We start from the raw sequence: 23,393 nt of genomic DNA, 5'->3' as shown, positions 1-23,393 counted from the left end.
AAGTGGTTAGTCCACAACGGCGGTCAGAGCGGCACTGACCTGCTCAGCGGATGGAGCCTCTTTCACCACGGATGCGACATCTGTCACAGCCGTATCTGCAGGGCTATCGCCTACACGAACGACGTCAAGCTTGATTCGCTCACCGAGCCGGTCCTGCAGTGCTGCTGCCGCCTGTGGTGAACCATCATCATCGGCGGTGCCGGTGGTAATCAACACGATGCGAATATCGCGATCGAGCTCACGCATGGCATCGGCAGCAGCGAAGAGCGCTTCACGAGTCTGCGGAGCACCACCGGTGCCAAGCAAGCTGGCGGTGTATGCGACGTCCTCGGCATCACTGGTCATAGCAATGTTGCTGCGCCAACCCTTCGTTACACCAGGGTTCAGTGGGGAAGAGTAGTTCCAAAGCGCTACTTGATGGCCAGATTCGGTGACACGGTATGCAGCATCGCGTATCGCGGTGTCGACTGCTGGCTTGAAAGGCTGCATCGCATCTGACGTATCGTACAGGAATAACGTGTCCAGAGCTTGCTGTTGGTTTTCGGAACCAACTTCTTTCTGTTCCTTTTCTGTTTCATCGACCGGAATTTCTGCCACCTGGGACCAAACCTGATCAGGGACATCAACCACCTGTGATTTGCTATCAGTTTTCAACGTTGACGCCGCGTACTTCATGAGGTCCTGCCCGGCGCGAGACTTATTCTCATCGACGTTATCAGTACTGTTCAGCGGTATACCGACGTAGTTCAAAACTGCATCTAGCGATGTGAAAACCCGGTCACCGGATGCTTGTTCAATAGCTGCTGCGTATAGACTCTGTTCATCTTGGATTGACTCTATATCTTCCACTGCCTGCTGTTGTAGGACATCTACGGCGCCTGCCTCATCTTTGGCAAGCAATGACGCAACAGCAACAGAGGCATCCGAGCGTTCAGGCAACACAAATCGCACTGACTCCAGCTTAAGTGTCGCTGGATCAGTAGAAGTTTGCCCCTCCACGCCGAGAGGCGCCGCGTAAACAATCTGTGGGTCAGGTACCGCCGCCGAGCGTTTTGCGTTCCTAAGTACGGCGTCTGGGTTCGCGGTTTCCGGAGCGAGAAGGATAGCTGCGTCCTCGACCTTATCGACGAGCTCTGCCTGCATACAGTAGTCCCGCACAACACGGTGCGACTCGTTGTACGCGGCTACGATCGCTTCACCGACCGATCGTTCCGTAGACGCTACTGGCAGTGAGAGTTCTCCAGACACGCACTGTGCTTCAGAAGCATCATCGGACTGTTCTGGCTTCAGCTTCATCATCAAAATGGCACTCAAAATCACAGCGAGCGCGACCAGAATGACCAGGATCGCTCCACCGGACAAGCGATAGTTACTCTTGCCATCAGAATGTCGGCCCATGCCAATACCGTCCTTACTTCGTGTACAACCCGTCTAGCGTTGTCAAACAGTCTATCGCCCTAGAACTACGTCGAGGAGAGCGACGAGCCGGGAGCGTAATTCTTCTCCACGTGCGCTGAGCGCTCGTTGGCGCTGCACGTACATGGCTTTTCCCTCAGTAGTCTCCACAGGAACGATGTCGAAGCCGAGTTCCCGGCAGTCGTACGGGGATGCCTCCATATCGAGGCGACGCGCGTCCTTGGCCAATTCGAAACAGTCAAGGAGGAGCTCGCCAGGGACCAATGGGCCAAGTTTCAAAGCCCACTTAAACAGATCCATGGTGGCGTGCACACAGCCTGGTTGTTCCCTCGATACCTGGTCTTCCCTCCGCAACGCCACAACGTTGAGGGGGCGAGCTGGGGGAGTAAAGAAACGAAACGCGTCGAAGTGGCTGCATCGAAGCTGATGAGATTCAACCACTGAGTTCGTGCCGTCTGCTCCGAGACGAAGCGGAAGATCATGGCGAGGGTGTTCCTCGCGATACAACATTGCCCATTCATGCAAACCGAAGCAGTCAAAGTGCGCCGAACGAGAGGCTGTCGCGCGAAGTAGTTCGTCAATTTCCCGAACGTCGTGTTCACGGTGCGCAAGAAACGACGCGATGTCTGCACACACGTGCCTGCTGTCTACAACTTGGTAGTCGCGCCATGAAGCTTGAGGAAGCGTAGAGGCGTCGAGAAGCACTGTATTTGCGCCAGGATGCCACTTCTTAAGGTGTGTGGGGCGGAACCTGTAGTAGTCGAACAGGAAGTCCCACACCGGGTGCTTCTGTGCGCGACGACGGCGAGCTAGGTGTGGCTCGACGAATCCGGCCGCACGTTCCTCATGCGACGCGATTCGAGCCTCGTATTCGGCTGACTCCAGGAACGTGCGAATCATGAATTCTCGTGGGTCCAGTCTGCGACCGTGCCCACGTACTCCTCAATGACGTCCTCAAGAGCAAGTACGCCAACGAGGCGACCTTGATCGCGGACCTGAGCCATGTGTGCAGAGCGACGGTGCAGCGACGTCAGCGCACTATCCAGCGACTCAGAGCCATCAATCACCATCAATGGGCGGATGCGGCTCACCGGTACCAGTGGATCATCCTCATCGGACTCCATCAGGTCCAAAATGTCCTTCACGTGAATATATCCAACGAGAATGCCGGAAGGCCTAGCAACGGGGAAGCGCGAATATCCGGTTTCACGTACAGCTTGCTCGATTATCGAAAGCGCGACGCCCTCAGGGTAAAAGGGGATGGTTGTCAGACGATCGAGCGGGATCATTACCTCTTTGAGGTTCCTCGACTCAGAGCGCAGCGCCTTTGAAAGGCGAGCTGTTTCCTCAGCGTCAAGAAGACCCTCTTCGCGTGATTCACGAATCATGTTCGCCAGCTGTTTCTGGTCCACAGTGGATGAAAGCTCATCGCGCTGTTCAATACCAAACAGAGCCAGCGTCTTACGCGCTACCCAGTTCAAGAAGCGAATAAACGGCCCCGTGGCCTTCATCCAAAGCGTCATAGCTGGGGTAAGCCAAACAGCAGTTGACTCTGGTCCGGCAATCGCAATGTTCTTCGGCACCATCTCGCCGAACAAGATATGCAAGAAGGAGATGAACGCCAGCGCAATCACGAAGGAAACAGGATGCAGCCACTCACCCGGCAACCCCATCGCGAGAAACGGAACTTCAACATAATGTGCAACGGCAGGCTCAGCGACCTTACCGAGCACGAGTGACGCGATGGTGATGCCCAGTTGGGCACCTGCGAGGTAAATCGAGAGGTGTTCTGTCGCGTACAGCACGCCAGCAACATTTGTCTTGCCTTGTGCCTGCATTGACTCCAATCGATCGCGCCTGGAGGACACGAGTGCGAACTCGGACGCAACGAAGAACGCGTTGAGCGCCAGCAGGACCAAAATGAGAAGGAATGCTACCCAAATATTCACTGTGCTGACCTCCTCTGAAACTCGATTGCTTCCTCTGGAGAAATCGGACTCAAAATTGCCCTGTCGATCCTGCGATCATCCATTGTGGAAACCCTTGCGAGCCAGTGGCCGGCGCTGCCTGTTTCAAACTGTTCCTGGAAATCAGCTGTACCGGAGGGGAGCACTACTTTGTCGCCAACTGTCGGGATATGTCCAAGTGCTGACATAATCAGTCCTCCAAGAGTTTCGTAAGGCCCCTCGGGTGCAACATAACCGAGCTCCTCCTGCAGTTCATCGAGCCGCACCAAACCAGAAATCTCCCACGACGTTCCGACGTGTAAAAAGTCCCGCTCGGATTCGCGGTCGTCGTACTCGTCGTACACCTCACCGAGGATCTCCTCGACCACGTCCTCAATCGTGACCAGACCTTGCGTTCCGCCGAACTCATCCGCAACCAGCACTACCTGTGAGCCCGCGGAACGAACCCTGTTGAGCACCGCATCGCCGTCAAGCGTCCCGGGGATAAACGGAACTGGCTTGGCCAGCGTTGACAGCTTGGTGGTTGCACGCTGCTTCTTATCTACCGAAAAGGCGTCTTTGATGTGGACCACGCCTATTGTGTCGTCCAAGTCACCACGGCGGACGGGGAAGCGCGAATGGCCTGTCTCACGTGCAAACGCAATCAAATCCGCTACGGTGTCCTCAGCGTCAAGCGCATTAATGGTTGAACGTGGCGTCATCACGGCTTCGGCGGTGGTCTCTCCGAACTGCAGCGATCTGTCGATCACCGCTGCGGTATCTGCGTCAAGGTCTCCAGACTCCATCGAGTTTCGGACCACCGCACCCAGCTCTTGGCCAGAACGAGCGGAGGCTAGCTCATCTGCTGGCTCAATCCCGAGTCTTCGCACAACCCAGTTCGCCGAAGAATTGAGCCACTTAATAAACCAACCAGCTGCGGTATTAAACGCATTCACAGGAGGTACCACGACCCGCGCAGTCTTCAGCGGATCCGTAATCGCCATGTTCTTTGGAACAAGTTCGCCAAAAACCATCGAGAGCAATGTCGCAATCGCCAATGCAAGGATCAGCGCTACTGTCGTTGAGGCCGCTTCACTCAGACCAACGAGCTCAAGCAGGGGAGTGAAGAACTTGCCCAACACCGGCTCGGCGAGGAAGCCAGCTGCGAGCGTCGTCACGGTAATACCGAGTTGCGCGCCTGACAACACGAACGAAAGGTTCGCGTGGTCTCGAGCGACGGCTTTCGCCGTGCGGTCGCCGACCTCCCGGACGTGCTCATCGATAGTTGAGCGCTCGAGTCCTGTCATTGCAAACTCGATTGCAACGAACAGGCCCGTTGAGGCCGTCAACAAGATGAAGCCCAAAAGAGCAAAGATTGAAATGACTATATCCATCGACTATGACCGAGGCGTCCGACGCCTACCGCTCCTTCCCGTCGACCGTCGTCGTTGAGCATTCGCACTGGGGCGTTTCGAACGCCTGGTTGCGTTGTGGTTCTTTCGCTGATGTGGTGGCTGGCCACCAGGCGGTGGCAGGGGCTTCCCAGACGGCTGCCGAGCTCCGGTGATCTCAACGACCTCAGGTGTGAGCTCCTGCGCCCGGACTTCGGTCGCTCGCACTCCAGCTTTGTTGAGGAGCGAGCGAACCTCCTTACGCTGTTCATCCATGACCAACGTAACAACGTTGCCCTCAGTGCCCGCACGCGCTGTACGCCCCGCGCGGTGCAAGTATGCCTTGTGTTCTGCAGGCGGGTCGATGTGGACAACGAGTGAGACTCCCGAAACGTCGATTCCGCGTGCTGCGATGTCCGTCGCAACTAAGACTGGAGTTGAACCATCAGCGAACCCCTCTAGTGCGCGAGTTCGAGCACCTTGACCTTTGTCACCGTGAATTCCCTGCGCGTGAACTCCGGCGCGACGAAGCTTCTTCACCTGCCTGTCCACACCATGCTTCGTGCGCATAAACATGATCGTCTTGCCTTCGCGTGCGGCGATTTCCAGCACTCGAGCATTGCGCGACTCGCGGCTGCCGCACAACAGGACAAAGTGTTTCATGGTCTTTACAGCTGACTTCGCTGGAGCTGTGGAGTGCGTAACCGGATTATGCATGTACCTGTCAACGATTCTCTGTACATCGCCATCGAGCGTTGCAGAAAACAGTAACTTCTGGGAATCCTTTGGCGCTCGGTCGACAAGCTTGATGACCTGAGGCATGAAGCCCATGTCGGCCATCTGGTCGGCTTCATCAAGCGTGACGATCTCCAGAGCCCGAAAATCGAGGACGCCACGCTGCAATAGATCCTCTGCACGGCCCGGTGTCGCCACCAAGAGGTCGACTGGTGCCGCCAAAGCGCGGATCTGCGTATTGATATTGACGCCACCAACTACATCCAGCACGCGAAGGCGTTGTGCGCTCGCGGGGCTGTTCAATCGCTGTTGAATCTGGCTTGCCAATTCACGCGTCGGTGCGAGCACAAGTCCACGGGGCCGTCCAGGCTGACTTGGCGCACCACTCAGACGCGCCAACATCGGCAAACCAAACGTAAAAGTCTTGCCGGAGCCGGTCGGACCACGCCCAAGCACGTCTCTGCCTGCTAGGGCATCAGGAATAGCCGCTTCCTGAATTGGAAACGGCCGAGTAATTCCTTCTGCGTTGAGCGCGCGCACCAGGGGGTGGGGAAGGCCGAGATCGGCAAAACTTTTCATTGCAAACACCCTAGTGCCTTTTTGCGGTCAGGTGCTATCGCCACGCTTAGTAACGAAGCTCCTTGCGGTCGCCAGACCACGCGATATGGAACGTGCCGTCCATATCGACGCGCTTGTAGGTGTGCGCACCGAAGAAATCACGTTGTCCCTGAATCAGCGCCGCAGGCAAGCGGTCTGCACGCAAGGAATCGTAGTAGGAGAGCGAGGACGCGAATACCGGAACCGGAAGCCCGAGCTGCGTAGCCGTTATGACGACGCGACGCCACGCATCAATGACGCCGCCCTCCAGCTCATTGCGGAAGTAAGGGTCGAGCAACAGTGATGGCAGCTCAGGGTTTTTCTCATACGCCTCGGTGATGCGGTCGAGGAACTTCGCGCGGATAATGCAGCCACCACGCCAAATCTTCGCCAGCTCACCAGGCTTCAGACCCCAGTCGTACTCCTCGGAACCCGCAGCAATTTCATCAAAGCCTTGCGCGTACGCAACGAGCTTTGAGGCGTACAGAGCACGCCGGACATCCTCGACGAACTGCGCCTTGTCCAGACCAAGGTCAGCGAACGAAGCTTCTACGCCACTAGGGAGGTTGGCCTCCAAGGCCGCGGTGCGTTGCGCAGTAGAAGAAGAAAGCGCACGAGCAAACACTGCTTCGCCGATGCCAGTGACTGGGACGCCCAAGTCTAGGGCCTCCTTCACAGTCCAGCGACCCGTGCCCTTCTGGCCAGCCGCGTCCACAACGACGTCGACAAACGGTTTGCCTGTTTGCTCATCGACTTGCTTCAGTACCTCAGCGGTGATCTCGATCAGGTAGGAATCCAGGTCACCCTCATTCCACTCGGAGAAGATTTCAGCGATCTCCGCCGGCTCCAACCCAGCTGCGTAGCGAAGCAAATGGTATGCCTCGCCGATGACCTGCATGTCGGCGTACTCGATGCCGTTATGCACCATCTTGACGAAGTGTCCGGCACCATTTGGGCCAATGTGGGTCACGCACGGAACGCCATCGACTTTCGCGGCAATATCCTCAAGGAGTGGGCCAAGCGCCTCCCATGACTCGACAGGACCACCAGGCATGATCGAAGGACCAAGCAGTGCACCTTCCTCGCCGCCAGAGATACCTGCGCCGACGAAGTGGCGCCCCTTTTCAGCGACTTCTTTCTCACGGCGGATCGTATCGGTGAACAACGAGTTACCGCCATCGATGATGATATCGCCCTCATCCATCGCTTCGACGAGCTGATTGATCACTGCATCCGTAGCCTTGCCAGCCTGGACCATGATGACAGCACGGCGTGGACGCTCCAGCGAGGCAACAAAGTCCTCAATCGTTTCAGATGGGATAAACGAGCCCTCATCCCCGTGCTCGGCCATTACGGCGCGAGTCTTCTCAGGGGACCGGTTGTAGATAGCAACCGTATGTCCGTTGCGGGCGAAATTACGTGCTAGGTTCGAACCCATCACCGCCATACCGACAACGCCGATCTGGGCGAGATGAGTCTGGGACTGATTCGTATCATGCTCGGTGGTAGTCATGCAGACAATACTACGCTGCTGAGAGGAAAGAACGGAATGAGTTTTCTATTCGAAAAAGTTGATCGCGAGCTCAACGAGGAAGAATTGCGGACCCTCAACGAATACAACAACGGTTACGCCAACACGATCGGAATGGTGATCACGGCGTGTAGCCCAGAGTGCGTAACTGCACATATAGACGTCGGACCCCAGCATCTTCAGCCTGCCGGGATCGTCAACGGGGGAGTCTATGCCGGTCTCGCAGAGACGGTAGGTTCCGTTGCAGCGATGGCGACAGCTGGCAGACCTGCTGTCGGCATGAACAACAACACCGACCTCCTACGAAGCGTCCGTGACGGGCGAATCGAAGCATCCGCGCGCCCAGTTCATGTCGGGCGGCGAACCCACCTCTGGCGCATCGAAATGCATCACGAAGGCAAATTAGTGGCCCTGACGAATCTGAAGCTCCTCGTACCCTAAAGCCAGCGGTTCTTCCTGAACCACCAATACATCAGTGCCATGGTCAGGATCATTACGCCGAGCACCACCGGGTAGGAGTACTTCCAAGCCAATTCCGGCATATTCTCGAAATTCATGCCATAAACACCGGCAATCATGGTCGGGGCCGCAGCCATACCAACTACTGCAGATATCGTACGCATATCGGAGTTCTGTTGCATCGAAACCTTCGCAACCGAGGCGTCAAGCAGGGAGGAAAGGCGTTCATCGAAGCCTGAGAGGTGGTCACTCACGATCGTCGCGTTGTCCTGCACGTCACGGAAGTAAGATCTGAGCGCTTTCCGCATCAGATCACGGTTGTTGGTCAAACCATTCTTTAACGCCGGTGCAAGTGGGTCGATCGCGTGGCGCATCTCCAAGATCTCACGTTTGTAGTTGTAAATCTTGTCAATGTTAATGTCTCGCCGAGGCGTAAACACCTCGTTTTCCAGCTCATCGACGTCGCGGCTCAGGTTGTCTGCGACCTTCAAATAGTTATCGACGATGTAGTCGGACACCACCCATGCGACGGCACTTGGGCCAAGCACCGCAAGCTCCTCCTCGCTCTCTAGTTTGCCAGTCAAATCAGGCAGTGGTGCGCCGTGCCGGATCGTGATCGCAAAGTTCGGACCGGTCACAATTTGGACTTCACCAGTGGAAATGATTTCACGGGCATCCGCAACCTCCTCATCGTCGCGGTAATACACCGAGCGCACGACCATGAACAGCTGCTCATCGTAGCGCTCAACCTTCGGCCTCTGGTGGGCATCGACTACGTCGTCAACGATCAGATCGTCAATGTCGAAAAACGACGAGATCTTCGTCATCTGCTCATCTGTCGGACCTTTCAACGAGACCCACACAAACGCGTTATCGTGCTCCCGTGCGACCTGCAGTGCCTGTGGAATCCGATAGTTGCCAGGGACGCGCTTGCCGTCGACAAATACTTTGCAAAAGTCGATCGAGCGTTCCAGAGGGACCTTCACCGGTATGCGCGATGGTTGAAGCGTGCTTTTCGACGACTTCCTCGACAACGGGATCCTTGGTGGCATAGTGGCCCCCTTTACTACCTGCGTCACGCCAATCAAGGGCGAGGGATATAACAACGCTCGAGATACTACGCCCTTCGAGAACGGAACACGAACGCGCCTCTCCAACCGTATGCAAAGGGGAGAGGCGCGTTAGCAGAGTCATTTAGTTCTCTGAGTTTTCGGATTTCGCGTGGCGTTGGCCGGGTGTCGTCGGAAGGTTGTATCGCTTCGAGCTCAAAGCGTTGTAAACCCACGTCAACGCTGTGACAGTGCGGTTGCGCAGTCCAGTGAGGAATGAGACGTGGACGTAGAGCCACATCAACCAACCCAAGAATCCAGCGATTTCGACCTTGCCCATCTTCACGACAGCGTTAAAGCGAGTGACGATAGCCATCGATCCCTTGTCAAAGTAGGAGAATGGCTCGCGCTGTTCCGGCGTAATCTCGTCTTCAACCTGTGCCTTCAAGATCTTTCCGACATATTCACCGGACTGGATTGCAACCTGGGCGACGCCTGGCAAGCGGTCGCGGCTCATCATGTCGCCCACGATGAATACATTCGACAGTTCGCCAACGGACAGGTCGGCGTTCACCGGCACCTTGCCGTTACGTTCAGCCTCTACACCAGCTTGCTCGGCGACCTGCTTGCCCAGCGGGGAAGCCTGGACACCAGCAGACCAAATCTTCGTTGGAGTGTAGACAGTGGTCTCTTCGTCGGTCTTGGTGTTCTTGTACGTGACGCTCTCAGCGTCGACGTTAGTCACAATGGCATTTAAGATGACAGTAACGCCTGCCTTCTCCAACTCGCGCTGCGCCTTCCGGCCAAGACGCTTTCCAAATGGTGGCAGAACCTGTGGCATGCCGTCGATAAGAAGGATCTTGGTCTGATCTGGTGAGAACGAGTACTGGCCTCCAGCAAATGCGCGGTGCGCCAACTCGGCGATCTGTCCAGCGAGCTCAACACCAGTTGGACCGGCGCCGACGAGCACAAAAGTGAGCAGCCGTTCGCGTTCTTCAGCGGAAGTAGCTAGCTCAGCTTTCTCGAAGGCATCAAGAATGCGCGCGCGCACCTCGAGCGCGTCATCGGCTGTTTTCAAACCAGGTGCGAACTCCGCAAAGTGATCGTTGCCGAAGTAGGACTGGCCTGCACCCGCTGCGAGGATCAATGAGTCGTAGGCATACTGTGACGACGCACCATCATCGGAAGCAGTGACGATCTGATTCGCGGTATCGATCTCGTCAACATTGCCGCGCACAACGCGAACGTTGTCCTGGCTTGCCAAAATCTGGCGAACCGAAGAGGCAATTTCGCCGACAGACAGAAGACCGGTCGCTACCTGATAGAGCAGAGGGGCGAAGATGAAGTGGTTTGTGCGGTTAATAATCGTAATGTCTACGTCTGCATCCGCGAGTGCATGAGCAGCGTTAATGCCACCAAACCCCGCACCTACGATCACGACGTGATGGCGGTTTCCAGCGGGGCGGTATGGTGTCTGAGTCATAAAAGTGTCGCTCCTTGGGAAAGCTGTTTGAATTTTCTTCCCTTTATAGTACGCCCATAATGTTAGAACGGTATGGTTTTGGAGATGAAGCGTCGAAAACTCCGCTGAAAGTTTGACCAAGTAAGGTGGGGAAGCGTGCCGATTCCTGAACCAGTACCAACGCATTTACACACTGTTGACGCCACAAAGTGGCCACGGCTAGTGCAGCCGTTGGATGGGTTTGCTCTGAAAACTCGCGCCAGGCTTGCAGAGGCCGAGTTTGCTCGAGCCTGTGACGCCGCGGGTGTAACGCTTTCTGGTGACGACGCCGACATTCTCGTGAACCATGAGCGGCTTTTTGAACGAATCGCGGCTGCTGGCTGGACAGGCCTGGCAGAGGGGTACATGGCAGGCGAGTGGTCAGTGACCTCATCGGATGTACTTGTTGAAGTCATTGCGAAGCTGCTGGGGCAGGGCTACGTACCCCGCCGTACATCGTGGAAGCCACGGCCGGAAACTGTTGGAGCGATGCTGCCGAGTTCTCTCGTACAGCACTTTTCGGGCGATCGTGTGAGTGCTTTCCAGGGTCATTTCGCTACAGGTGTCGCAACTACCGAGCGCAAACTGACCAAGTCCTACCCGGAGCAGCGTGCCAAACAGCGTGGCGCGAAGCGCCGCTATATCGATGTGACCACCTACGAAGCACCGCTCGATGCGGATCGAGCCGACTTGGGCGATATACAGGCGCGGAGCGCTCAGCAGTTGCTGGACCTAGTCGGTGCAGGGCGCGGTACGAGATTGCTCGAGTATCCGAACTCGGGAGGTGCTGTGGCTCTGGCCGCGATAGGGCGCGGAGTGGTGGTTGATACTCTCGCAATTAGCCATGACAGTGCCGCTCATCTTCGGGAATACCTCATTCTTAATGGCGCTGCGAACGATGTACGCGTTGCCGTGGGCAAACTTGGTGACGCCCAATGGGCCCAGCAGCATGGGCCGTATGATGCAATCGTTTCATTTAGTCAGCTTGAATCATGCCCGAAACGCGATAAAGTGCAGTACCTTCGCGCGATGGACCGCATGCTACTTCCAGGCGGGCGTATCGGTGTGCAATCGGTGATGGCACGTCGCGTGCAATCAAAATCCGTGAACCGAGCGTGTCGGAGTGCGCTTCAGGTGCTTGGTGCGTATGTATGGCCAGGTATGGAGTATCAATATGAAGTCGATTTTCTGAAGCTAGTTGAACAGCAAACGCATCTCCAAGCGATCAGTATTAGCCGTGCGCCGGAACATCTTCGGTTGTCGATTCGTTTGCAGCGTCAAATGTTTGAAGGGCGGCTCCGTGAAGCCGCGGCCGATGGCTATGACGAAGTATTTCGCCGACTATGGCTCTGGCAGTTTGCGGTTCGCGAAGCAGTTGCATCCGTAGGGGGCTTGGATCTGGCGCAGGCGGTATTGGTACGGAAGCACCGGGGTGGGCGCCGATAAGAAGCAAGGGTCAAGTTTCTTAGTTGACATAATGTACATTATCGGACATTTCCACAACTTTGCATATAGATAGCGGAAGCCCGCCCAATAACGTAACGTGACGTAATTGGGCGGGTAATTCTGGACAGTCTACTTGGTCATATTGAGGCGAATATTGAGTAGCCCGCTCTCGGCAATCTTCGCTGCGACAAATTCAGGCGTCTCAACGCCGTAGTCAGCTCTATCAAACGGTACATCGCCCGCGACGATGAGATGGCTGCCAGACAGGGCTACGTCAAAAGGTGCTGTGACGCGATTCGTCTCGCCATGGATGGTCAAGTCTCCGACCACGTTCACGGTTCCAGCGGAACCGTCTGATGGAACCTTGGATAGATCAATCGGCTCGGTGATCGTGAAGCTTGACGTCGGGTATTGATCCGTGTGAAGAATCTTCCGGCGTACGTTGTTGTCTCGAACATCGCTGTCTGTAGTTAAATTCGTCATGTCGACTACGATTTCGCCAGATTGCAGTACACCCGACTCAATATGTACTTCGCCTTCAACGCCTGTCGTCGATCCTGAGGTCGTCTTTGCTTCACCAGGAAGAACTTCATCGAACGTGAACCCAACGGACGTCGAGTTGACGCCAGGACGCTTTTGGATCTTCCAAACGCCGTTGATGTCAGTGTCCGCCGGTTTAAGTCGGTCTGTATCAATTCCTTCTGTCTTGACTCCACCGCCACCAAACATGTTGAGCAGCAATGGGATTATCGCGATTAGGACCGCGAGCACCGCAATTCCCGCAACAATGACCATCAAGAGCTTCTTCTTGCGGTCGCTGGGAGCTTGCACTTCCTTCATGGGTACTTACCTCAACTTCTCAACTGTTCGCGCTAATTCAATTAATTCGTCACACATGTTACGTAATTCATCCGGGTTTGCACCTTCATCCACCGCTGTCCGGATATCTTCCGCTGTACAACGCAAAACGAAAAGGTTGTCGCGGAGCATCGACACAGTTTCCGGTTTAAGGATGGCTGCCCCTTCATCAATCGCAGTGCCGGCTACAAAGTTACGCTGTTCATACGCGCGCTGCTTACATGACTGGCTGCAATATTTTCGGCGGCGTCCTCTTCCCTGCTGACGAGCCATTTCTTTGCCACACCACTGACACGTAGGCGATTCGCTCTTCGCGTACACATCACTTTCTGGCATACGGGTCAGCCTAATACACACCTTGAACGGAATGCATGTCCGGTTCAATACTGCGGGAACAAAATCTAAAAGGTGAACGTTATAATAGGGCGACTGCATTTAAATGTGTTTAGAAGGGACAATTGAGTATGGCTGATCGTGTTCTTCGCGGAAGTCGAATGGGCGCTGTGAGCTACGAGACGGACCGAGACCATGATCTCGCGCCTCGGCAGCAAGCGCGATACCGCACTCCGAACGGCGAGATTTTCGAAGTGCCGTTCGCAGATGATGCAGAGATTCCAGAGGAATGGATGTGCAAGAACGGCCAGCTCGGCGCCCTTATGGAAGGCGAAGGCGTCGAGTCGAAGCCGACGAAGCCACCCCGTACTCACTGGGATATGCTTCGCGAACGCCGTACTATCGAAGAGCTCGACGTGCTGCTTGAAGAGCGCCTTGAACAGCTGCGGAAACGTCGTCGCGCTGCTGCGCGCTTGGCGAAAGAACAAGCAGCAGAAAACAAGAAGTAAGAGCTAGTTATAGCCCGAAGGCGAGAGGCCACATATTCTGTAGCTTCTCGCCTTTCGTCTAACTGTCAACGCGAAGTTACTTACGCTTCGAAGCGATGAATTCCTTGGCAACCTCTACGACGTTGCCCGCGAGCTGAGGCAGGTCGTTCGCCTTGCTCAGCAGCTCGTTTGCTTTAGAGCGCTTGGCCTCGTAGCTGAGCATTCGGAATCCCTCTTTCGCCATCTCCCGTGCGGTGCCAAACTTTTCGGTGGCACCCCACTTGGTGACTTCCCAGAGAGAAGTTGTCGCGAAGCTTGCGTCTAGCTTAGATTCGCCCAACGTGCGGTCCTCGAATGTAATCGGTACTTCGCGAACGTCGAAACCGGCAAGCTCGGCCTTGTGCGCCATATCGACCTGGAAAATATAGCCCTTGTTGGACAACTCCTGGAGATCGATGGTCTCGAGGACTTCGCGTCGAAAAGCGCGGTAACCTGCGGTCATGTCGCGAACATCGCCACCCAGCGCAAGGGAAACATAGGCGTTTCCCAGCTTGGAAAGCAAGTAGCGCTGCTTCGGCCAATTTTTAACTTCCCCGCCGTCCACATACCGCGAACCGATTACGACGTCTGCGCCGCTTTCGATCTCCTCCAACAAGCGGTGAAGCTCCTCAGGTGCATGCGAGCCATCGGCGTCCATCTGGCAGATAACCTCATAGTCACGCTCGAGTCCCCAGTTGAAACCGTCGCGGTACGCGGCGAGTAGCCCTTCCTTGCCAGCACGGTGCAAGACGTGCAGGCGATCATTCGCTTCTGCCAGTTCGTCGGCCTTCTGCCCCGTTCCGTCAGGAGAATTGTCGTCGACAATAAGGATGTCTACATCATCGTTTGCATCGAAAACCCGGCCAACAATGAGGGGAAGATTCTCAATCTCGTTGTACGTCGGGATGATCACTAATGTCGAATTCGCCACGGTGGCTGCTCCTTTTCCAGCAACGTTTCTCGCCGTTGTTCAAATGTTGTCTAGCATACTCCCTGGGTCGGCGGACTGCTGCACCGAGTATGAGCATGAACCCAAGCCAAACGAACGCAGCCTCGAGGTAGTCCCCAAAACGCACAGCAAATGTCCGCGTTGTATGTAGTGGCAGGCGTTCAATCAGGTGGTTAGCTTCAAATATAGAAGTTTCTTGGCTCACCGTTCCATCAGGGTGCACGATTGCTGACACACCTGAAGTAGCTGCAACAACCACTGCCCTATCCGTTTCAATGGCACGCAGCCTGCTCATCGCCAGCTGCTGATAGGTCATATCGCTAAACCCGAAAGTCGCGTTGTTCGTCGGTGTAGCGAGAATTTGCGCACCATTATTAATTGCCATCCGGTACGCCGGGTCTTCTGCCACTTCATAGCATGTGGCAACCCCAACAGGGATGCCTCCCATGTGGACGACACCTGGGCCATTGCCGGGCTTGAAATCGCTGGCGAGGTCCACGAGGTCCGTGATTTTCCGGAAGAAGTCGCGCATTGGCATGTACTCGCCAAACGGCTGCAAAAAGCGTTTATGATGCGTCTCGCCTGGCCCTGTTTCCGGGTCAAACACGACCATCGTGTTGCGCGCACCGACCTCGTCGCGCGTCAGCGTCCCCACCAGCACCGGTGCCCCTACTGCGCTCACAGCGCGTTCGATTGACGACGCCGCCAAAGGATCTTGAAACGGGTTCACGTCCGACGAGTTCTCCGGCCAAATAACGAGGTCAAGCTTTTCACCTTGTTTTTGGGCATCATTCGCTGCGCGAACAGTTTCATCGACGTGATTTTGTAACACGGCTCTGCGCTGAGCGTTGAAGTCAAGCCCGAGGCGCGGCACATTGCCTTGAATCGCTGCGACCAGTACGGAGTTGCCCTGTGCCGTCTGAGCCTCTGCCCCCTCGCCATCGAAACTCGGGCTGATAAGTCCTCCGAGCCCGATCGGGAGCGCGAAACCTAACGCAGCTACCCTGCGGGTTCTCCCACGCGTGATGAGAAACGTCACGAGGCTTACACCAGCGAGACAGGCGGCGAGAGAAACTAGCGCTGGACCACCAATTGAAGATAGCCACACCAGAGGCCCATTGACCTGCCCCCATGCCAGCCGGACCCAGGAAAATCCGCCGAATGGAAGCGACGAGCGGAGGAACTCCACCGCGATATACACAAATGGAAAAGCAAGGAACCCATACTGGCAACGGGCAATGCGGACGCCAACCGCGCCAGTGATAAGCGCTGAGAGCGCCAGCGTGATAGCGAGCGCCACGTAGGGCATCGCGCCGACGAATGCTCCGATCCAGGGCAGGAGGATCAAGTAGCACGTGGCGGCATGGGCAAACCCGAGCAAGCAGCCAAATGCTGCACTTGGCGATGGCTTCGCTGCTGTAGCAAAACGTTTCCACGGCATCAGAGCGAGGTAGAACGCACCAACGCCGAGTACTGCGAGGAACCAGTACCCGAACGGCTCATAGGAGAACGCAACCGCAACGCCGGAAAGTACCGCGAGGACAAGTCGGAGTGACGCATTCACGACCGTGGTCCCTCTTCCCCACCTTCTGATCGGCGTTTGTGCTCTTCGTAGAGCCAGTCTTCAATTTCATCCGTGTCAATGACGGGGTGCTCATCGTCGCTGGCCCCACGCTCAGGAGTTGGCCGCGTGAACGAGCCGTAGGAAGCAGAGTTTCGGGACATCGGCGTCGATTCGTACATCCTGATTCCAACATTTTCCACGCGTTGCCGCAGAGAGCGTGAAAGGTGGTTTCGGAGTATCGAGCGAGTAGGGCTGAAGACCAAGAAGAACCCCAGGATTGAAGAAACGAAGCCTGGGATAATGCAAAAAGCCCAGCCAACCATGAGAAGCGCAGAGTCGCCTGCTAGCTTCCCTACAGATGTTTTGCCACGTGCCGCCTTTGCGAGTTCGCCGCGGAGCGTGAGCGTCGCCAGTGCACCGCCTAGTACCATCAGCGCGAAGATTGCCAGCAAAGCCCAGCCAACGCCGATTGACTTCGCGACAAGGAAAAACGCCAGCGCTTCTACGAGGAAATACGTCAAAATGTAGATTGGCATGCCGACCATCTTAGCCGGACTACACGGTTACTTGCCTGAGGATTCTAGCTGGCTTAATAGCCACAGGACGTCCTTTCGGAGGTGCTGGAAGTATGGGGCGAAGTGGTTGATGCCAGTTCTTCCCGGAAGCTTGGGAAGTTTTCGCATTTGAACGGGTCTATCCCACCTCTCCCCTAGTTCGGCGACCACTTGCCACGGGACGATGTCGTCGTGCTTACTGCCCCACAGTCTGAGTGGGATATCGAGTGGTGTACGAGTACCTAATGCTTGATCGTCGAGCGCTGCGGCTGTTTTCGGAAGATCCTCGAGGAGCGTAGACATTGGGATACCTGCTGCCGTCCAGTGTACGGTGCTTGCCCAAGCATGTCGGAGGACCGCGCCCACTGCACAGATGTTCGCATCAAGGATGACAGCGGACATACCAACGGGGCTGAGGTGGGGCATCAGCTCTTCCGTGATCTCTGGGTCGGATGCTAGAAGGGCGGCGACTGCGTAAAGAATCATGATGGACGGAAGCGTCCCATCGATGCGGTCGAGCATCGCAAGCAGATCTGCAGGTGGTGCTCCGACGACTGCGGCACGCAGATGTAGTTCCGGCGCGTACTCGGGTTGCTCTAACCATGAAGCTGCGGCGCCACCGCCCTGAGAAAAACCCCAGAGACCAAGCTTTTCGACGCTGCAGCCTAGGCCTACGCTGGCGCGAACTGCATCGGCGAGTGCGTGGGCTGCTGCGCGGTGGAAGCAATAGAGCTGCACATTGTCTTCGGGATCTCGTGGATAGTCCGTCAACACGACATTCGCTCCCGCGGCGAGCAACATGTTGATCGCAGGCTGCTCGTAGGCAGCGATAAGGTCCAGTGGTTTGCGTCGAAGTCGAAGTCCCACTGTGCAGGAGTAAGAAGGGTCACATGCCGGGGCAACGCCTTGGGTGGAGGGGGCGAACGCGACGGTTGGACGCTGTCCATTGCCATGCCAGGGACGCTTGCTGAGGAACACCGCGCCGGTAGCAGACATCACGCGTTCCCGCTCGTCGGTCGTGGTGTATTCAATTCTGAATGCGTTGGCACGATTGAGCCTGTACTGCAGCCCTATAGGACGAATCGGCGTTGCTTGCAGCAGTGTGCCAGGACTAGCGCCGACTGCCCAAGTTGCTTTGCCGTACTCCGCATCTGTGAGCGGATGTGAATGTGAGAGGTCAACGCTAAGCGGCAGCAGTGTGCGAAGAGTTAAGCCGAACTCCATGTATGTGCTTTCCTAGATCTTCGGAGTGTCTCGTGGGTGGGGCTGCAAGGTCTTTGGCCTGGTGTTCAGCGCGTGTGCACCGTCTGCCTGGAGATGCACTATGTCCTCGATACGCATTCCCCAGCTGTCTGGTTTGTAAATTCCTGGTTCGATGGAAAAGACCATTCCTTCATCTAGGACGAGATCATTGCCGGTGACCAGGAACGGCGGTTCGTGGCCAGCCAACCCAATGCCGTGCCCGATTCGGTGCGTAAACCACTCGCCGTACCCGTGCTCGGAGATAATGTTCCTCGCAACCGCGTCGAGCTCTTCTGCTCGCATTCCAGGCCGAGCGGCGTCGCAAGCTGCCTGTTGCGCTTGCAAAAGCACTTCGTAGGCATCGAGCTGCTCTTGGCAGCCCGGTGCTCCTTCGACAAGATACGTTCGCGTGCAGTCGGAGTGGTAGCCGCTCGCGATCGTCCCTCCGATATCGACGACGACGATGTCCCCTGCTTCAATGATTCGATCGGAGAAGTCGTGATGAGGGTTTGCGCCGTTGGGGCCAGAACCGACAATGATGAAGTCTACTGCAGTGTGCTCCTCCATGATCGCCGTGTGCAGTGCGTCAGCCACAGCGCGCTCGGTAATACCTGGGGTAAGTAGCGAGGGAACGAGGGCATGAACGCGGTCGATTGCTTCGGCGGCCTGAGCCAATTGCGCAATCTCGTCATCATCCTTGACCATAAACAGACTAGACAATGCGTCCTGCGCAAGACAGGTCTTGAATGGGTATCGCTGCAAAGCCAGCACGTGATCCGCGGTGAGCGTGCTGCCCAGGCCAATGATCGGAGGCGTTGCGCTGTCGGCAGGCGATGCGATGAGTTTATAAACAATTTCATAGGGGTCTTCGCCATCGCGCCACCCAATGGGGATGAGCGCCGGGTCATCTGAGGGGAAGGAGCCAGCGTCGGTGCTGGGGAGGACAACGGTAGCGTTTCCTTCATCGGTGAGCACGATAGCGGAGAGCCTCTCGTGCGTATCGATTTGTGTACCGGTCAGGTATTCAAATTCCGGGCCAGGGCCGATGATCACGGCGCGCAGGTGATTTGCCGCAAGAAATTTGCAGGCTGCTGCGCGTCGACGTTCAAATGTATCGCTTCCGAAGAAAGTCATACGCCCATCGTAGGCGCACTAGTACTCGCACTAGTTCCCGATTGCTACTACACCGCGTCGAATAGCTTCTATCGCGCGGTTCGCATTGTTGCGAATCTCATCGCTGTAGCCGACCTTCTTCACCTGTTCTAGCAGGTCGATCACCTGCCGGCACCATCGGACAAAGTCGCCCGCGGTCAGTTCCGCGCCAGATTCTGCCGCGGCTGCAAGCGCGTACCCAAGCGGTGCGCCGGCGGTCCATTGGTGCAACGCGAGTGAGAAATGTGGGTCTGGCATTCTGGTGAGTGGAAGCTTGTGACGCTGCTCATCGGAAACGAGTTCGCCGTACACACGCATCGTTTCATTCATTGCGTGGGCCATTGGCTCTGTAGCGGCCTCCGGGGAGCCTCCCGTGGTACGGCGGTTCTCAAACACGACCATCGACGCGACACCGGCGAGCTCGGCGGGGTCCAACTCGTCCCAGATCCCGCGTTTTAGGCACTGCGCAACGAGGAGGTCCGAAACATTGTGCAGCTTTGCTAAACGCTCGCCCTCATCAGTGACTTGGAATTCTCCTTCCACGAGCTCCACGTAGTCGAGTTCTTGCAGCAGCCCGATCAGGCGCTCGAATGTTCTGCCAAGTGTGTCGGTGGCGTTGTCTACTTGCCTGCTCAGCCGGTCAAGTGCGCGCTGCTCACGGGCAAGCTTCTCGCCTACTCGGGCCAGCATTTCGCGGTCCGTGGCCGGCCATGAGTGGACGGGGTGCGCATGAAGTTGCTCGCGAAGTTTGGTGACGGATTTTGGAGTTCGATACCGGGCCTTCTCACGCAGTCGCTTTGGTGCAGGCACCGGAGCGTGGCGGAGCTGGCTTGCGATCTTTTTCGCAAATTTGCGTGGTTGGTCCCGCGTATGCCGTGGAACTTTCATTCGCCCTACGACGAGTGGAGTGTTCTTGAAAAAATCAGCGTTGATGCGGCTCGACCAGCCACGCTCGGTGGTGACCCAGGGGCGCGGATCGTCGTGTCTGCCGGCGGGCTGAACCACCACCGCGAGCTCCGGTTGACGTTTACCAGGAAGCGCGATGATCTCGCCGACTTCCAGTCGGGCCAGCACGCGGGCGACCTCGGTGTGCCGGTTGTCGAGCGCGTCTCTCCGTGCTTTCTTCTCCTCCACGCTGAGAGCATGTCGGATGTCCAAGTACTCCAACAGGTCCTCAATCGCGTGATCTGATGGTGGCGCGTACGAAGAGATATCGCGGGATAATTGGGCGCGAAGTCGAGCAACTTTGCCTTCCAGCCGCTCTAGGTCCCTCACCTCGCCAACCACGGATCGGTCGGTTTGGAACTGAGCAAATGACTGCTCGATAAGTCGAATGGAGTCGTCGAAACCATTCATGGCAAGCATGTTGATAGCCATGTTGTAGCCGGGAGCAAACGGTGAAATGAGTGGATACGTTCTTGTCGACGCCAATCCAGCTACATACTGCGGGTCCATCGCTGGCGCCCACTGCACAACAGCGTTGCCGAGCACATCGATCCCTCGCCGACCGGCGCGCCCCGTGAGCTGGGTGTACTGCCCTGGTGTGAGGTCTACGTGGCCCTCGCCGTTGAACTTGACCAACTTCTCCAGCACGACGGTTCGGGCCGGCATGTTGATGCCCAGGGCCAGCGTTTCGGTCGCAAACATCACCCGGACGAGCCCTTCCACAAATAACTGCTCGACGATGTGCTTGAACGCGGGCAATAGCCCTGCGTGGTGCGAAGCGAACCCCCTCAGCCACGCGCTGCGAAGCTGCCGGTAGTTCAGTACTTTGAGATCCTCTTCCGGGATGCCTTCAACACCCGCGTCGATGATCTCGGCGGCACGTGCACGTTCCTCTTCTGTCGTGAGTTCCTTCCGCGAACGGAGGCATTGGTAGAGAGCGCCATCGCATCCCGCTCGAGAGAAGATGAACACAATAGCCGGAAGCATCTCTAGCCCATCGAGCACCTCGACAACTTCCGACCGCCCAACCGGGCGGTAGCGGTCTTGTTGGCGCGTCCTCCCATGGCGACGTCCACTCGAGCGGGCACGGAACCCGCGACCTTCATGAAAGTCGTCCGCGCCTTCTTCCGTCGCTCGAGACTCGATACGAGCGATCTGATGCGCCAAAGCCCTGTTAAGTTCGGGCTCGGAGGATGGGTTGGCAGGCTCGAACAATGGAAGGACCTTCTTGCCAACCATCATGTACTGACTCAACGGAACCGGACGGTCTTCGGAAACAATCACGGTCGTATCGCCACGAACAGTGTTGAGCCATTCACCGAACTCTTCCGAGTTCGACACAGTCGCCGAAAGCCCAACGATCTGGACGGAGTCGTCCAAGTTGAGAATGATCTCCTCCCAAACAGGTCCACGTTCCGGATCTGCGAGGAAGTGGATTTCATCCATTACCACGTGGGTTAGTCGGTCCAGGCGAGGTGCTTCCGCGTACACCATGTTTCGGAGCACCTCTGTCGTCATCACGACGATGTCCGCCGAACCGTTGATGCTCACGTCGCCTGTCAGCAGTCCAACGGATTCTTCGCCGTATGCCGCGACGAAGTCGTGGTACTTCTGATTGCTCAGCGCCTTAATTGGTGTGGTGTAAAAGCACTTTGTGCCTCGCGAGAGCGCCAGCGCAACGGCGAACTCACCGACTACGGTTTTCCCGGATCCCGTTGGGGCGCAGACGAGCACGCCCCGATCGTCTTCGAGTGCCTGGCAAGCTTCAATTTGGAATGGGTCGAGCGGAAAATCCTTCGAGGCTTGAAACTGTGCGAGAAACGAGTCAGAGGAAGCGGACATGCCCCTACAGTACGTCGTTGAAGGGATCCTCGGTAAACGTGTGCACGGGCTTTGGCTTCTCTACGGCCGCTACGTTACCAATCGGTGCTGCCTTTTCGATGGGCGAAGCTGCGTCGATAGGTCCTGAGGACTCGTCGTCGTCGAGGTCGAGCCAGTCCGGTCTGTTCCTGGCGTGGCGCTTGTCATTGATCCTGCAGAACTGGAATGCGCACTCGACGAGGAGTGTGATGGAGAGTGCCAGCGCGACCATCGAGAACGGGTCCTGGCCGGGTGTCATAAACGCCGCAAAGATAAAGATCCCAACGATGATGATCCGGCGCTTATCTTTTACCTGTTCATAACGAATGATGCCCGCGACGTTGAGCATCACGATGATGAGGGGGACTTCGAAGCTCACACCAAAGACGACGATGAGCCCGAGCAAAAAGTTATAGTAGCTTCCACCAGACAGCGCGCCAATCTGCACCTCGCTGCCCATCGTCATCAGGAAGTACAGGCCTTTGTCCAAAACAAAGTACGCAAGCATCGCCCCGGCTACGAAGAGCAGTACCGCAAGCGTCACAAACGTGAATGTGTACTGTTTTTCGTTCTTGTGGAGCCCCGGCGTGATGAATCGCCAAATCTGGGTCAGCCACACTGGTGATGCCATGACGAGCCCAGCGAGCGCGCCTACCTTCAGCCGCAGCATGAACATTTCGAAGGGGCCCGTCGCTAAGAGACGACAATTGCCATCACCTGTGAAGTCTGCTCGAAGCTCAGTCGGGAGGTTGCAGTACGGGCCTCGAATGATTTCGCCGAGTGGGTACCAGTGAAAAGGCGCAGACTGATACCAAATGAATCCCACAACGGTGCCGACGCACACTGCGACGAGCGAGACGATGACGCGGCGTCGTAGCTCTTTCAGGTGTTCAACGAGCGTCATCTCGCCGGTAGCATTCTTTGGCTTCCGACGAAATCGACGACCTGCCTTTTGCGCAGGCGGAACTTGCTGTTGCCCCACTGAACTACGACCTCCAAGAATTCCTTAACAACAAACGCTACTGGCGGTGCTGGTTCTCAGGCGCGTCCCAAAAACTTTGCTGAGCGTTAGGGCCTGTTTGCTGCTGTGGATTCGATGGAGGAGCGATTTCTTTAGGTTCCTGGCTCTGCGCAGGCTGCTGCGGAGTAGCTTGCGTCTCGTCGTCGTTGCGCAGCTCCTTGACTTCAGACTTGAAGATACGGGCGGAGCGACCCATCGAACGTGCCAAGTCGGGAAGCTTGTTTGCCCCGAACAATAACAGCACGATGGCCAAAATAATGAGGATTTCCATCCAACCTAAATTCGGCATTGGATTCCTTTCACACTGCTTGGGTAGA

Annotated in this window: 21 protein-coding genes; 3 read left to right on the top strand and 18 right to left on the bottom strand. The window is 56.4% G+C overall.

The annotated features are described in order from the left end of the window. Positions 1–6 precede the first annotated feature (6 nt). The 6 genes from BJP05_RS05235 to gndA are packed head-to-tail and all read right to left on the bottom strand — an operon-like array spanning position 7 to position 7,598. Positions 7–1,398 carry a hypothetical protein gene (locus BJP05_RS05235; protein ID WP_070477156.1) on the bottom strand — a complete coding sequence of 464 codons (1,392 nt, stop codon included), beginning with the start codon at positions 1,396–1,398 and terminating at the stop codon, positions 7–9. A 51-nt stretch (positions 1,399–1,449) separates the two neighbouring features. Next, entirely contained in the window at positions 1,450–2,316 is an 867-nt protein-coding gene (locus BJP05_RS05230) for a 3-methyladenine DNA glycosylase (protein WP_070362487.1), read from the bottom strand. Beyond that, on the bottom strand, positions 2,313–3,365 hold the full coding sequence (locus BJP05_RS05225; RefSeq protein WP_070362486.1) for a hemolysin family protein: 1,053 nt from the start codon (positions 3,363–3,365) through the stop codon (positions 2,313–2,315). The genes BJP05_RS05230 and BJP05_RS05225 overlap by 4 nt, the downstream gene beginning before the upstream one ends. Beyond that, positions 3,362–4,756 carry a hemolysin family protein gene (locus BJP05_RS05220; RefSeq protein WP_070362485.1) on the bottom strand — a complete coding sequence of 465 codons (1,395 nt, stop codon included), beginning with the start codon at positions 4,754–4,756 and terminating at the stop codon, positions 3,362–3,364. The genes BJP05_RS05225 and BJP05_RS05220 overlap by 4 nt, the downstream gene beginning before the upstream one ends. A 3-nt stretch (positions 4,757–4,759) precedes the next feature. Beyond that, a complete protein-coding gene (locus tag BJP05_RS05215) occupies positions 4,760–6,067 on the bottom strand; it encodes a DEAD/DEAH box helicase (protein ID WP_070362484.1) in 1,308 nt (435 codons plus the stop codon). Between the two features lie 46 nt (positions 6,068–6,113). After that, entirely contained in the window at positions 6,114–7,598 is a 1,485-nt protein-coding gene (gndA, locus tag BJP05_RS05210; RefSeq protein ID WP_070362483.1) for an NADP-dependent phosphogluconate dehydrogenase, read from the bottom strand. Between the two features lie 36 nt (positions 7,599–7,634). On the opposite strand from gndA, the gene BJP05_RS05205 reads away from it, so the two are divergent. After that, positions 7,635–8,057, top strand: coding sequence for a PaaI family thioesterase (locus tag BJP05_RS05205; protein ID WP_070362482.1), 423 nt, complete (start codon positions 7,635–7,637; stop codon positions 8,055–8,057). Here the strand turns inward: BJP05_RS05205 and BJP05_RS05200 are convergent. Next, positions 8,054–9,127 (bottom strand): magnesium and cobalt transport protein CorA, encoded by a 1,074-nt coding sequence (locus tag BJP05_RS05200; RefSeq protein WP_070362481.1) that lies wholly within the window; start codon positions 9,125–9,127, stop codon positions 8,054–8,056. The two genes, BJP05_RS05205 and BJP05_RS05200, sit on opposite strands and share 4 nt — an antisense overlap. 142 nt (positions 9,128–9,269) lie before the next feature. Then, positions 9,270–10,607 carry an NAD(P)/FAD-dependent oxidoreductase gene (locus tag BJP05_RS05195; protein WP_070362480.1) on the bottom strand — a complete coding sequence of 446 codons (1,338 nt, stop codon included), beginning with the start codon at positions 10,605–10,607 and terminating at the stop codon, positions 9,270–9,272. Between the two features lie 135 nt (positions 10,608–10,742). On the opposite strand from BJP05_RS05195, the gene BJP05_RS05190 reads away from it, so the two are divergent. Beyond that, complete coding sequence (locus BJP05_RS05190) at positions 10,743–12,071, top strand: cyclopropane-fatty-acyl-phospholipid synthase family protein (RefSeq protein ID WP_145945246.1); 1,329 nt, start codon at positions 10,743–10,745, stop codon at positions 12,069–12,071. Between the two features lie 129 nt (positions 12,072–12,200). Here BJP05_RS05190 and BJP05_RS05185 read toward each other — a convergent pair whose 3' ends face one another. After that, positions 12,201–12,911, bottom strand: a complete 711-nt coding sequence (locus BJP05_RS05185) for a YceI family protein (RefSeq protein ID WP_070362479.1) — start codon at positions 12,909–12,911, stop codon at positions 12,201–12,203. A 6-nt stretch (positions 12,912–12,917) separates the two neighbouring features. Next, the gene (locus BJP05_RS10970; protein WP_071572633.1) at positions 12,918–13,265 is read right to left on the bottom strand and encodes a hypothetical protein; all 348 of its coding nucleotides are present in this window, start codon (positions 13,263–13,265) and stop codon (positions 12,918–12,920) included. Positions 13,266–13,393: 128 nt separating this feature from the next. On the opposite strand from BJP05_RS10970, the gene BJP05_RS05180 reads away from it, so the two are divergent. After that, complete coding sequence (locus tag BJP05_RS05180; protein ID WP_070362478.1) at positions 13,394–13,771, top strand: RNA polymerase-binding protein RbpA; 378 nt, start codon at positions 13,394–13,396, stop codon at positions 13,769–13,771. Between the two features lie 76 nt (positions 13,772–13,847). On the opposite strand, the gene BJP05_RS05175 is transcribed toward BJP05_RS05180, so the two are convergent. The 8 genes from BJP05_RS05175 to tatA form a co-directional block, all read right to left on the bottom strand. After that, a complete protein-coding gene (locus BJP05_RS05175; protein WP_083290780.1) occupies positions 13,848–14,720 on the bottom strand; it encodes a polyprenol monophosphomannose synthase in 873 nt (290 codons plus the stop codon). Next, positions 14,674–16,302 (bottom strand): apolipoprotein N-acyltransferase, encoded by a 1,629-nt coding sequence (gene lnt, locus BJP05_RS05170; protein ID WP_070362477.1) that lies wholly within the window; start codon positions 16,300–16,302, stop codon positions 14,674–14,676. Before lnt ends, BJP05_RS05175 begins: the two co-directional genes overlap by 47 nt. After that, on the bottom strand, positions 16,299–16,838 hold the full coding sequence (locus tag BJP05_RS05165) for an FxsA family protein (protein ID WP_070363522.1): 540 nt from the start codon (positions 16,836–16,838) through the stop codon (positions 16,299–16,301). The genes lnt and BJP05_RS05165 overlap by 4 nt, the downstream gene beginning before the upstream one ends. 27 nt (positions 16,839–16,865) lie before the next feature. Beyond that, positions 16,866–18,080 (bottom strand): lipase family protein, encoded by a 1,215-nt coding sequence (locus tag BJP05_RS05160; RefSeq protein ID WP_070362476.1) that lies wholly within the window; start codon positions 18,078–18,080, stop codon positions 16,866–16,868. A 12-nt stretch (positions 18,081–18,092) separates the two neighbouring features. Next, on the bottom strand, positions 18,093–19,232 hold the full coding sequence (locus BJP05_RS05155; RefSeq protein WP_070362475.1) for a Xaa-Pro peptidase family protein: 1,140 nt from the start codon (positions 19,230–19,232) through the stop codon (positions 18,093–18,095). A 30-nt stretch (positions 19,233–19,262) separates the two neighbouring features. Beyond that, a complete protein-coding gene (locus BJP05_RS05150) occupies positions 19,263–22,037 on the bottom strand; it encodes an RNA helicase (RefSeq protein WP_070362474.1) in 2,775 nt (924 codons plus the stop codon). A gap of 4 nt (positions 22,038–22,041) precedes the next feature. Beyond that, positions 22,042–22,959, bottom strand: coding sequence for a twin-arginine translocase subunit TatC (gene tatC, locus BJP05_RS05145; RefSeq protein WP_070362473.1), 918 nt, complete (start codon positions 22,957–22,959; stop codon positions 22,042–22,044). Between the two features lie 115 nt (positions 22,960–23,074). Continuing rightward, positions 23,075–23,365 (bottom strand): Sec-independent protein translocase subunit TatA, encoded by a 291-nt coding sequence (tatA, locus tag BJP05_RS05140; protein WP_070362472.1) that lies wholly within the window; start codon positions 23,363–23,365, stop codon positions 23,075–23,077. Positions 23,366–23,393: the final 28 nt, after the last annotated feature.

Origin of the sequence: Corynebacterium sp. NML98-0116 (assembly GCF_001767255.1) — a bacterium.
GTDB lineage: Bacteria > Actinomycetota > Actinomycetes > Mycobacteriales > Mycobacteriaceae > Corynebacterium > Corynebacterium pseudogenitalium.
The sequence above is the reverse complement of the archived record's forward strand: the minus strand, read 5'-3'. Positions and strand labels throughout refer to the sequence as shown.

Coding starts and splice junctions, on each gene's coding strand:
- gndA (WP_070362483.1), bottom strand. CDS start 7,598: ATGACTACCACCGAGCATGATACGAATCAGTCCCAGACTCATCTCGCC.
- BJP05_RS05195 (WP_070362480.1), bottom strand. CDS start 10,607: ATGACTCAGACACCATACCGCCCCGCTGGAAACCGCCATCACGTCGTG.
- BJP05_RS05215 (WP_070362484.1), bottom strand. CDS start 6,067: ATGAAAAGTTTTGCCGATCTCGGCCTTCCCCACCCCCTGGTGCGCGCG.
- BJP05_RS05220 (WP_070362485.1), bottom strand. CDS start 4,756: ATGGATATAGTCATTTCAATCTTTGCTCTTTTGGGCTTCATCTTGTTG.
- BJP05_RS05235 (WP_070477156.1), bottom strand. CDS start 1,398: ATGGGCCGACATTCTGATGGCAAGAGTAACTATCGCTTGTCCGGTGGA.
- BJP05_RS05165 (WP_070363522.1), bottom strand. CDS start 16,838: ATGCCAATCTACATTTTGACGTATTTCCTCGTAGAAGCGCTGGCGTTT.
- BJP05_RS05150 (WP_070362474.1), bottom strand. CDS start 22,037: ATGTCCGCTTCCTCTGACTCGTTTCTCGCACAGTTTCAAGCCTCGAAG.
- BJP05_RS05155 (WP_070362475.1), bottom strand. CDS start 19,232: ATGACTTTCTTCGGAAGCGATACATTTGAACGTCGACGCGCAGCAGCC.
- BJP05_RS05200 (WP_070362481.1), bottom strand. CDS start 9,127: ATGCCACCAAGGATCCCGTTGTCGAGGAAGTCGTCGAAAAGCACGCTT.
- BJP05_RS05185 (WP_070362479.1), bottom strand. CDS start 12,911: ATGAAGGAAGTGCAAGCTCCCAGCGACCGCAAGAAGAAGCTCTTGATG.
- BJP05_RS05160 (WP_070362476.1), bottom strand. CDS start 18,080: ATGGAGTTCGGCTTAACTCTTCGCACACTGCTGCCGCTTAGCGTTGAC.
- tatC (WP_070362473.1), bottom strand. CDS start 22,959: ATGACGCTCGTTGAACACCTGAAAGAGCTACGACGCCGCGTCATCGTC.
- BJP05_RS05180 (WP_070362478.1), top strand. CDS start 13,394: ATGGCTGATCGTGTTCTTCGCGGAAGTCGAATGGGCGCTGTGAGCTAC.
- BJP05_RS10970 (WP_071572633.1), bottom strand. CDS start 13,265: ATGCCAGAAAGTGATGTGTACGCGAAGAGCGAATCGCCTACGTGTCAG.
- tatA (WP_070362472.1), bottom strand. CDS start 23,365: ATGCCGAATTTAGGTTGGATGGAAATCCTCATTATTTTGGCCATCGTG.
- BJP05_RS05205 (WP_070362482.1), top strand. CDS start 7,635: ATGAGTTTTCTATTCGAAAAAGTTGATCGCGAGCTCAACGAGGAAGAA.
- BJP05_RS05230 (WP_070362487.1), bottom strand. CDS start 2,316: ATGATTCGCACGTTCCTGGAGTCAGCCGAATACGAGGCTCGAATCGCG.